The sequence below is a fragment of the Rhodococcus sp. EPR-134 genome (assembly GCF_001647205.1).
GTDB lineage: Bacteria > Actinomycetota > Actinomycetes > Mycobacteriales > Mycobacteriaceae > Rhodococcus_F > Rhodococcus_F qingshengii.
In genome coordinates, this window is record NZ_LVCT01000283.1 from 1 (window position 1) to 5982 (window position 5982).

Below are 5982 nucleotides of genomic sequence, written 5' to 3' on the forward strand. Positions count from 1 at the left end.
CCAACCGTCTATCACTGCCACCGGGCATTTCGCTCGACGTGCTACGGCCGCGCACACAGAACCGACAAACCCTCTGGAGTACTCATCGAGCCCGCGACGACCGAGCACGATCATCGATGCATCGGCGGATCGATCGATGAGCGCTCCCGGAGCATACTGACGTGACACTTCCCCGCGGACCTCGATTGAACCGGCGACAGCCTCGGCCCTGGCGATCCCCAGGGCCGTGGCAAGCACTCGATCTGCGCGGTCACGTAGTTCGCGGGCGAGGTCTGGACCATCATTTGTGCGTCGATAGGTCGTGGCGCACACGAGCAGTAGCGGCACGTCACGCAAGGTTGCCTCCCTTACAGCCCACCCCAGAGCATCGCGCGAGTGCTGAGATCCGTCTATTCCCACAATGATCGGAGATCTCGCCATCAGGACCTCCACAACAATCGATGTCAGCGTCAAGCACCAATACGTTCGCAACCATCGCTTCCCCCCACACAACTGTTCAGCTCGACCCGACTCAGCTCAATCTGACTCCGGGGGCACGTCGTACAGCGCGGCGCCAGCGGTCACGCCCGCCCCAGCCGCGACCAGCATCGTTCGAGAGCCTGCAAAGCGTCGCGGTTTCTCCCTCGCCAATCCTGCGATCAGGGCAGCCGTGTGGATGTACTCGTCGTCGGCCACGATGACCCGTGAGCTCGCACTCCCCAACCGTGTCGCGAGTGCCGAACGGAAGGCCGGGCGAGCCGGAGCAGCCACGATGAAATCCACCTCCGCCAGAGCGATTTTCGCCTGCCGCAGGCATGCGGAAACTGCTTCGTGACCGGCTGCGGCGTAGTCGTCATCGAGCGAGTCGGACACTTGGAAACGCAGGATGTTTCGATTGTCTGCCTGTCCGACAGTTGCCCGGAAAGACTCCCCGCGGTCGAGATCATTGACCCAATGCACCGGGCCAAGACCATATCGATCATCGGTCCAGCGGCATAACGCCGCTCCCCCGGCTGCCGAGAACGGAAACCTCTCACTGAGCCGATGCCCCGGGTCTGCATCACTGGCAACGACGAGAGCCCGTTCGATCACTCCGGAGCGGAGGAATCCGTCGACGATCTGCAGCGCGGTCAGGACGCCACAGGTGCCATTCGCGATATCGAAAGAGAAGGTCCCGTGATCGCCCGTGTGCGGGTCTTCCGGATGAGCGCCGATATCGTCCTGAATCAGCGCGGCAAGAGCCGGCTCACCAAGGTTCCGGTCGCGATACAAACCCGCGTTCACGAGCAGATCCAAGCCATCCGGGCTGCAACCGGCCTTTCCGAGGCACGACTGAGCCGCCGCTACCGCAAGGTGCAGTGCGCTGTGCCGCCTCAGCCATCCAGCCCGAGTGACCATCACCTGCTCAATGATCGTTCCCATAGCGCGCCACCAGTTCATCGTCGATTTCCACAAGGACTACCCCGATCTCCAGCCCGGAAGCCAGGGAGATCAATGCAACTGTCTCTCCCGGTTTGATCCGGCCGGCCTCGAGTTCTTCGACCAATGCCACGGTATGAGTTGTCGAGGCTGTGTTCCCGTATCGATCGACGGTGATGACCGCGTCATGGCGCGGACTGTCGCCGAACGACAGCGCCATCTCAGCCATGCCCTTCTTGATTGCACGCGCCGACGTTTGATGGGTGATCACATGGTCGATGTCATGGATCGACAGTCCGAGTGTGTCGAGTACCTCGTGCAGAAGTAACGGGGTATCGGCGATGGCGGCCTTTTGAATGGCTCGCGAATTGGTGAACATGCGAGCACCCGGCTCCCTGCCCTTCGGGTAAGCGAGACACAACCGGCTGTAGTCCGCGACCGTTGTAAACCCGGCAATGCGAATCCCGGCTGCGCCCACGGGCGCCCGTTCGAGGACGAGCGCGGCGCCCGCATCGCCCAAGGTCAAGGAAGCCAACTCTCTGCTCAATATGTTGTGAATATGCTTGGCAGCATTGTGACCGAGCTGAGAAATATACTCACCGCTGACAACCAGCGCCCGCTCGATCAATCCCAGACGGATCCAATTGTTGGCCACCATCACCCCAGTGAGCATCCCAGCACAAGCATTGGAAAGATCGAAGCTCATAGCCCGGTCTGCACAGAGGTTCCGCGCGACGGCACTACTCATCGTCGGTTCGAGCCATTGAGTCATACCGCCCCTAAACTTGGTGATACTGCAGCTGATCACCACATCTATCGACTCGACGGCACAACCCGACCGACGCAAGGCATCCCGCGCAGCTGCTGTTGCGAGGGTGTAGGAATCCTCATCGCCCACGCTGACCCGCCGCTCGTGGATTCCAGTCAGTCGTTCGAGATCGATACCCGTGTCGTGGCGTGTTGTCGCCATCAAATCCTCAGTCGTAAGTCTGGTGACGGGAAGATGCCGACCTGCCCCCGCCACCCGCGTTCGATACGGCACTCGTCTGTCGTCATTTTCCGAGTCCGTCAACAGCCAGTGTTTGACCATTTCACTTGTTACCTCGCGCCGGCGTTCCTGAATCGTGAGTTAGTGCATCGGCATCATCTGCATGGGCGGCACTATGCCCATTCCGTGGAGACACATCATGAACATGTGGAACATCTGCATGGCATCCATGGCCGTCACCTCCTTCGTACTTGTGCCGAATCACTCAGGGGGATGGGTCGGTTCGCAGAATCGCCAGCCGGCTTCGATACTCGTTCTCATCTATATCCCCGCGCGCGAATCGCTCGGCAAGAATTTGCTCGGCGCTGTGTCGCGGCGGCGGAAAACTTTGCAACCGACTGCTTCCAGGCGGCTGACTCCCCGACTCTGTCGGTCCATGTCCGGCGTAGCGAATGAGCAGAAAGATCCCCAGGATCAGCAAGCCCCAAAACAAGGCCATACCTACGAACATCAGCAGGTAACCCCAACTACTGAAATAGTGATCGTCGTACATCACAGCGAGGCCTCCCATCTCTCCATGCGTGCCGTACGCACTTCCCCACCAGCGGAGCACTCACGCATACTCCTTCATGATGCGCCCTTACACTACGCGCACACAGAGTCTTTCTGCTCATATCGGCAGATGCGCCAAGCCCCGCCATGCTGCCGCAAGTCCGTGTTTGTAGAGCACTTCTGCTCCACCTTCCCCAAGCGTGCCGGCGCAGGAATCTTCCCGATCAACACGACGTTTCAAAGAAGTAACGCGGTGGTAATCGACGACCCAAGATCGATTGAGAAGTGCAGACCATGACGAACCTCCCCGAGATCGAGGAGCTACTCTCGACGACCGTTTCATGCGCCCCTCGTAGGGACGGATCCGACGGGGGTGCTCCCCTGTCCACTCCGGGCGTCATGCTGATCGACCCACGGTTCGGTCAGCTGGCTGCCCAGTTCTTCCGCCTCTTCGAACGCCCTTCCAACGGCGGCGGAGCGCTGGCGGTCTACCTCGAAGGAGAACCGGTACTCGACATCTGGTCCGGGTGGTCGACCCGCGACACCCGTTGGAACGCTTCCACGGTATCTGTGTCCTTCTCCACCGGAAAAGGGGTTGCCAGCACGGTATTGCACCGTGTCGCAGAACGTGGGCTCATCGACTACGACGCACCCATCGCGAAATACTGGCCCGAATTCGCTTACGCCGGCAAGGATGACGTAACCGTACGGCAACTGTTGACCCACCGTGCCGGGCTACATCGCATTCGCGGACTTGTCACCGGCCGACTTGCGATGCTCGATCACGACGGCATGGCCAACGCCCTGGCCTCGGCAACACCGGATATCCGTCGCCTCGACTCACCCGGGTATCACGCAGTCACATTCGGATCTCTCGTCGCCGAACTCACGACGCGGGCAACCGGAACATCGTTTACCGACCTTGTACGTACCGAGATAGCGGAACCTCTTGACATTCCGGACTTCTGGTTCAAGGTCCCCGAAGACGAACGTCATCGAATTGCGAAGCTGTTTCCTCATATCAATCAGTTCAAAGTGCCGTGGGATACAGCTTCTTACGCTTTGACCCGTCTACCTGTCCTCAAGAACATCGCGGATGCCGGAATGCCGGCAGGCTTCGACGAACTCGTCCGCAATCCCGTCATCCATGATTACGTGATGCCTGGTTGGAACGGTGTGTTCAGCGCGCGAGCTCTTGCTCGCATGTATGCAGCACTTGCCAATCGAGGAATGGTCGGAGGAATCAGGTTCTTGAGCGAAGACACCCTCGAACAGATGGGTGAAGTGCAGACCACTGCGCGCGATTACGTTCTCGGAGTCCGCATGAACTGGCGGCTGGGTTATCACTCGGCATTTGTAACCAGCCGCACCCAGTCGTTGCAAGCCTTCGGGCACTACGGGCTCGGCGGATCAGGTGCGTTCGCTGACCCGGAAACTCGTTTGTCCGTCGCATTCGTCACGAACCGAATGGGTGGGTCTCTGACTCCGTTCGCCGACCTGCGGTTGGCCGGACTGGGTGCCAGAGCGGAATCCATCGCCCGCGCACTATAGGCACTATAGGTTGGTCGCCTGCTCGATCAGCGGCGTCGCGTCCACCGCCAGAATTCATCGCACCCCCACACCAAGACCGGTAAGGGCAGCAACCACAGAACCTGATACCACGTGGGCGAGACTGTGCCGAATACACGCTGCGCCGACGGAAGCGTCACCACAACAGCGGCGAAGACAATCTCGAACGCAATCCCCCAGAGCAACAACCGATTCGAGAACAATCTGATCTTCCATAGGGATGCATGCTCTGTTCGAGAAGCGACGGCGGTTCCGATCTGGCACGACACGATCCCGAGGAAACTCATCGTCGTTGCCAGCTTCCAGGTGTGTTCGAGCGCACCTGAAGACACGTCGGCTCCGAAAGTCCAGCCTCCAGATAGAAGAGCGGCCATGAACAAGACCATGACTGCTGCAGCCGACGCGCCACCGAGCACGCCCCACGATCGCACCAGCATCATCTTGTCCACCACATTCTGTGAAGCTTTTCGCGGTGCCCGATCCATCAAGCCAGGCTCCTCCCGTTCCCGACCGAGTGCCAATGCGGGCAATGTCTCAGTGCCCAAATCGATTGCCAATATCTGCATCACGGTCAGGGGAAGTGGAATCTGACCGCCGGACAGGGCATACACCAGGAAGGGCACCACTTCGGGAGTCGCGTGCGCAAAAATGTAGACGATGAATTTACGGACATTGTCATAAACCCTGCGCCCAGCTTCGACCGCGTCGACGATAGTGGCGAAATTGTCGTCAGTGAGAACCATCGTCGCAGCCTCCCGAGCGACGTCAGTGCCGGACCGTCCCATCGCCACTCCGATGTCCGACCGTCGCAGAGCTGGAGCATCATTGACACCGTCGCCGGTCATCGCGACCACATAGCCACCGGCGCGAAGCGCATCTGTGATCCGAAGCTTCTCTTCCGGCGAACTCCGAGCGAAGATGATCTCGTTGTCGGTATACAGGAGTTCGTCGAGATCCTTCTCCGACATTTCCTCGAGTTCAGATCCGGTGACTACCTGAAGGCCCCCTCGGCCGATTCCCACACTTTCTGCAATTCCGCGTGCGGTGAGTCCATGATCGCCGGTCACCACGATGATGCGAATACCTGCAGTATGGCATTTCTCCACCGCGGCAGCGACTTCCGGGCGTGGAGGGTCGATCATCGCCACGATCCCTAGCAGTGTCATGTCTCGTTCGATGTCGAGACGAGACAATTGCTCCTCCTCGCCGATGATCGACAATCGTTCCGCCACGGCGATCAGTCGTAGTCCTTCCCGTGCCCAATCGTGGACCGCCGACGCCACCTCGGAACGCTCCGAGGACGTCAGATCATGCTCAGACGCATCGACCCCCACAATTCGGGAGCACAAACTGAGGATCTCCTCCGGCGCCCCCTTCGCCTGGATCCGAAATTCATCTCCGACCCGGTCCACTGTCGACATTCTGCGAAGCTCGGGATCGAAAGGAAAAATCGTGTGGTGCACGTGAGTGGTCGC

General features: G+C 59.6%; 6 protein-coding genes. 1 reads left to right on the top strand and 5 read right to left on the bottom strand.

Annotated elements, in window-relative coordinates:
* The 4 genes from A2J01_RS12820 to A2J01_RS12835 form a co-directional block, all read right to left on the bottom strand.
* The coding region (locus tag A2J01_RS12820; RefSeq protein WP_231915778.1) for a universal stress protein at positions 1–420 on the bottom strand (420 nt) is incomplete at its 3' end.
* A gap of 96 nt (positions 421–516) precedes the next feature.
* The gene (locus A2J01_RS12825) at positions 517–1401 is read right to left on the bottom strand and encodes a 3-oxoacyl-ACP synthase (RefSeq protein WP_054187211.1); all 885 of its coding nucleotides are present in this window, start codon (positions 1399–1401) and stop codon (positions 517–519) included.
* Positions 1385–2488 (bottom strand): 3-oxoacyl-ACP synthase III family protein, encoded by a 1104-nt coding sequence (locus A2J01_RS12830; RefSeq protein ID WP_054187210.1) that lies wholly within the window; start codon positions 2486–2488, stop codon positions 1385–1387. Before A2J01_RS12830 ends, A2J01_RS12825 begins: the two co-directional genes overlap by 17 nt.
* A gap of 163 nt (positions 2489–2651) precedes the next feature.
* Positions 2652–2939: an SHOCT domain-containing protein gene (locus A2J01_RS12835; RefSeq protein ID WP_054187221.1), complete on the bottom strand. Its 288-nt coding sequence runs from the start codon at positions 2937–2939 to the stop codon at positions 2652–2654.
* Positions 2940–3337: 398 nt separating this feature from the next.
* On the opposite strand from A2J01_RS12835, the gene A2J01_RS12840 reads away from it, so the two are divergent.
* Positions 3338–4489 (top strand): serine hydrolase domain-containing protein, encoded by a 1152-nt coding sequence (locus tag A2J01_RS12840; protein WP_054187220.1) that lies wholly within the window; start codon positions 3338–3340, stop codon positions 4487–4489.
* A 26-nt stretch (positions 4490–4515) separates the two neighbouring features.
* Here A2J01_RS12840 and A2J01_RS12845 read toward each other — a convergent pair.
* Positions 4516–5982 (bottom strand): cation-translocating P-type ATPase (locus tag A2J01_RS12845; protein WP_156519262.1); only part of this gene is annotated, 1467 nt, incomplete at its 5' end.